General features: G+C 70.1%; 3 protein-coding genes and 1 pseudogene. All 4 read left to right on the top strand.

All coding sequences use genetic code 11. From position 1 onward, the window contains the following. Positions 1-212 (top strand): annotated as a pseudogene (locus WBB07_RS26260) (hypothetical protein); the annotation flags it as partial. Next, positions 209-2158 carry a peptidoglycan D,D-transpeptidase FtsI family protein gene (locus tag WBB07_RS26265; protein WP_526312124.1) on the top strand — a complete coding sequence of 650 codons (1950 nt, stop codon included), beginning with the start codon at positions 209-211 and terminating at the stop codon, positions 2156-2158. The pseudogene WBB07_RS26260 and the gene WBB07_RS26265, both read left to right, overlap by 4 nt. 113 nt (positions 2159-2271) lie before the next feature. Beyond that, positions 2272-3810 carry a UDP-N-acetylmuramoyl-L-alanyl-D-glutamate--2,6-diaminopimelate ligase gene (locus tag WBB07_RS26270; protein WP_526312128.1) on the top strand — a complete coding sequence of 513 codons (1539 nt, stop codon included), beginning with the start codon at positions 2272-2274 and terminating at the stop codon, positions 3808-3810. After that, positions 3807-4060 (top strand): Mur ligase domain-containing protein (locus WBB07_RS26275; protein ID WP_526312126.1); only part of this gene is annotated, 254 nt, incomplete at its 3' end. The genes WBB07_RS26270 and WBB07_RS26275, both read left to right, overlap by 4 nt.

The following is a 4060-nucleotide window of genomic DNA, read 5'->3' on the forward strand; positions in this document are numbered from 1 at the left end:
CGCTCGCCGGAGGGCTGGTCACCGGACCGGCCGCCGGACCCGTCACCGGTCCGCTGCCCGGTCCGGTTGCGGCCGTTCCGGTTCCACCGCCCGCGGGTGATCCCGCGATCCTGCCGCCCGTCTCCGACCCTGCGGTGGAGATGCCCGCGCCTGCACCCGTCGCCGACCCCGCCGGCGTCGAGCCGCTGCCCGCTCCGGAGGCCCCGGCGTGACCCGCGGTGACAAGGCATCCACACCAAAACGCTCCAAACGCAAGGCGACGACAACACCCACGTCTGCGCCGGGCCATTCCGCCCGGGCCCGCCGCACCCGGCGGGCCAGCGATGTAGGCGATGTCGGCGGCACCGACGGCGGGCGCACGGCGTCGTTTGCGTTCCGGCGCCGGACCGGCAACATCGCGATCGGTCTACTGGTCGTGATCGCGGCCGCGCAGCTGTTCAACCTGCAGGTACCGCAGGCGGCCGGATTGCGCGCCGAAGCGGCCGGCCAGCTGAAGGTCACCGACATCCAGCAGGCGATGCGCGGCTCGATCGTCGACCGCAATTTCGACAAGCTGGCGTTCACCATCGAGGCGCGGGCACTGACCTTCCAGCCGGTACGCATCCGCAAGCAGCTCGAAGAGGCCAGGGAGAAGTCCTCCGAAGCGCCGGACCCGCAGCTGCGGTTGCGGGAGATCGCCAATGAGGTGTCGTCGCGGCTGGGGGGTCGCCCCGACGTGGCCACCGTGCTGCGAAAGCTGCGCAGCGACGACACCTTCGTGTATCTGGCCCGCGCGGTGGACCCGTTGGTCGCCAACGCGATCATGGACAAGTTCCCCGAGGTCGGATCCGAACGTCAGGATCTGCGCCAGTACCCGGGCGGCTCACTGGCCGCCAACATGGTCGGCGGAATCGACTGGGACGGCCACGGCCTGCTGGGGCTCGAGGATTCGATGGACTCGGTGTTGGCCGGTACCGACGGCTCGGTGACCTACGACCGTGGCTCCGACGGTGTGGTGATCCCGGGTAGCTACCGGAACCGCCACGACGCGGTCGACGGGTCGACGGTGCAGCTGACCATCGACGACGACATCCAGTTCTATGTCCAGCAGCAGGTGCAGCTGGCCAAGGACCTCTCCGGTGCCAAGAACGTCTCGGCGGTGGTGCTGGACGCCAAGACCGCCGAGGTGCTGGCGATGGCCAACGACAACACCTTCGACCCGTCGCAGGACATCGGTCGCCAGGACAACCGCCAGTTGGGCAACCCGTCGGTGTCCTCACCGTTCGAGCCGGGCTCGGTGAACAAGATCATCACCGCGGCCACCGCGATCGAGATGGGCCTGACCCACCCCGACGAAGTGCTCCAGGTGCCCGGTTCCATCAACATGGGTGGCATCACGGTCAGTGACGCCTGGAGTCACGGCGTGGAGCCGTACACCACCACCGGCGTGTTCGGTAAGTCGTCCAACGTCGGGACGCTGATGCTGGCGCAGCGCGTCGGCCCCGAGAAGTTCGCTGAGATGGTCACCAAGTTCGGCCTCGGTCAGCGCACCGGGGTGGGGTTGCCCGGCGAGACGGCCGGCCTGGTGCCGCCCATCGATCAGTGGTCCGGCAGCTCGTTCTCCAACCTGCCGATCGGGCAGGGTTTGTCGATGAGCCTGTTGCAGATGACCGCGATGTATCAGGCGATCGCCAACGACGGCTTGCGCATCCCGCCGCGGATCATCAAGTCCACCGTCGCCGCCGACGGCACCGTCACCGAGGAGCCCCGGCCGGAGGGGGTGCGGGTGGTGTCCCCGCAGACCGCCCAGACAGTGCGCAACATGTTCCGTGCCGTGGTGCAACGCGACCCGATGGGTATCCAGCAGGGCACCGGGCCCCAAGGCGCGGTGGAGGGCTACCAACTCGCAGGCAAGACGGGCACCGCCCAGCAGATCAACCCGGCGTGTGGCTGCTACTACAGCGACGTCTACTGGATCACCTTCGCCGGGATGGTCACCGTCGACAACCCGCGCTATGTCGTCGGCATCATGATGGACGCGCCGCACCGGGCCGCCGACGGTGCCGCGGGCTCCTCGGCAGCTCCGTTGTTCCACAACATCTCGGCCTGGTTGCTGCAGCGGGAGAACGTGCCGCTGTCGCCGGATCCGGGCCCGCCGCTGGTGCTGCGCCAGACCTGACGCAGCCTTCAGGTCCGCCGGGGGACCTGGGTAGGGTGTCTAAGCCCTCAGGAACGCTGTGCCTGAGATACGAGGGCGCCAGAACTGTGGCGCCGGTGGGAATTGCTGCGCGAATGGAGGTGGAGACGGTGTCCAGCGCGCTTCGGCCCGACGCCACCCCGGGCGTGTCCTTGGCCACTCTGGCCGCCTCCGCGGGCGCGGTGCCCGCTGCCGGTGGCGGCATTCCGGACGTCGCGGTACACGGAGTCACCCTGCATGCGCAGGACGCCCGGCCCGGTGACCTGTTCGCGGCGCTGCCCGGGACAAAATCTCATGGCGCCCGCTTCACCGCCGATGCGGTGGCGCGCGGTGCGGTGGCGGTGCTGACCGATGCCGCGGGGGTGGCTATTGCCGGCGGAGCGATCCCGGTGCTGGTGCATCCGTCGCCCCGGTCGGTGCTGGGCCGGTTGGCCGCCGACGTGTACGGCCGGCCGTCGGAGACGATGTCGGTCATCGGGGTCACCGGCACGTCGGGAAAGACCACCACCAGCTATCTGATCGAAGCGGGGTTGCGGGCCGCGGGCCGGATCCCGGGGTTGATCGGCACTGTCGGGGTCCGGATCGCCGGCATCGACGTGCCCAGCACCTTGACCACTCCGGAGGCGCCCGCCCTGCAGGCATTGCTGGCGCTGATGGCGCAGCGCGGTGTCGATACGGCGGTGATGGAGGTGTCCAGCCACGCGCTGTCGCAGGGACGGGTCGACGGTGTGCATTTTGCCGTCGGCGGCTTCACCAACCTGTCCCGCGACCATCTCGACTACCACCCGACGATGGCGGACTATTTCGAGGCCAAGGCCCGGCTGTTCGACCCGGAATCCGAGGTTCACGCCCGGACCGCGGTGGTGTGTATCGACGACGACGCCGGCCGGGCGATGGCGCAGCGGGCGGACGCTGCGGTGACGGTGAGTGCCACCGGGCCCGCGGACTGGACGGTCTCCGACATCACCCATCATCTCGACGGCGCCCAGGAGTTCACCGTCGCCGACCCGGCCGGGGTGCATCACCGCATCGGGATTCGCTTGCCCGGCGGCTACAACATCGCCAACTGTCTTGTTGCCCTTGCTGTTCTGGACTCGGTGGGGGTGGCGCCCGAGCAGGCCGTGGCCGGGCTGCGCGCGGCCACGGTGCCGGGACGGCTGGAGCCCGTCGAGCGCGGCCAGCAGTTCCTGGCGGTGGTCGACTACGCCCACAAGCCCGGTGCGCTGGAGGCGGTGCTGCAGACGCTGCGCGACCAGCACCCGGCGGGCCGGCTGGCCGTGGTGTTCGGGGCCGGCGGCAACCGGGACGCCGGCAAGCGCGCGCCCATGGGGGCCTGCGCCGCCGAGCTCGCCGATCTTGTGGTGGTCACCGACGACAACCCGCGTGACGAAGACCCCGCCGCAATCCGTGCCGAGGTCATGGCCGGGGCCGCGGTGGGGCCGGCGACGGTGGTCGAGATCGGTGATCGGGCCGAGGCCATCGCCCACGCGGTCCGTTGGGCGCGCCCTGGTGATGTGGTGTTGATCGCGGGTAAGGGGCATGAGTCGGGGCAGACCGCCGGCGGGCAGACCCGCCCCTTCGATGATCGTGACGAACTGGCCAAGGCACTCGACGCTGTGGGGAATGTTTCATGATCGAGCTCACGCTGGCCGAGATCGCCGAGATCACCGGCGGCCGGCTGGCTGACATCAGTGCGGCCGACGCCGCCCGGACCCGAGTGACCGGGACCGTCGAGTTCGATTCGCGGGCAGTCACTTCCGGTGGCCTCTTCCTGGCGTTGCCGGGTGCCCGCAGCGACGGGCACGACTTTGCGGCGACGGCGGTGGCCGCGGGTGCGGTGGCGGTGCTGGCGGCGCGGCCGGTCGGTGTCCCGGCGATCGTGGT

Source organism: Mycobacterium sp., assembly GCF_049647605.1.
GTDB lineage: Bacteria > Actinomycetota > Actinomycetes > Mycobacteriales > Mycobacteriaceae > Mycobacterium.

Excerpts from the sequence above, each read along its gene's own strand:
- WBB07_RS26270 (WP_526312128.1), top strand. The coding sequence starts at position 2,272 with ATGGAGGTGGAGACGGTGTCCAGCGCGCTTCGGCCCGACGCCACCCCG.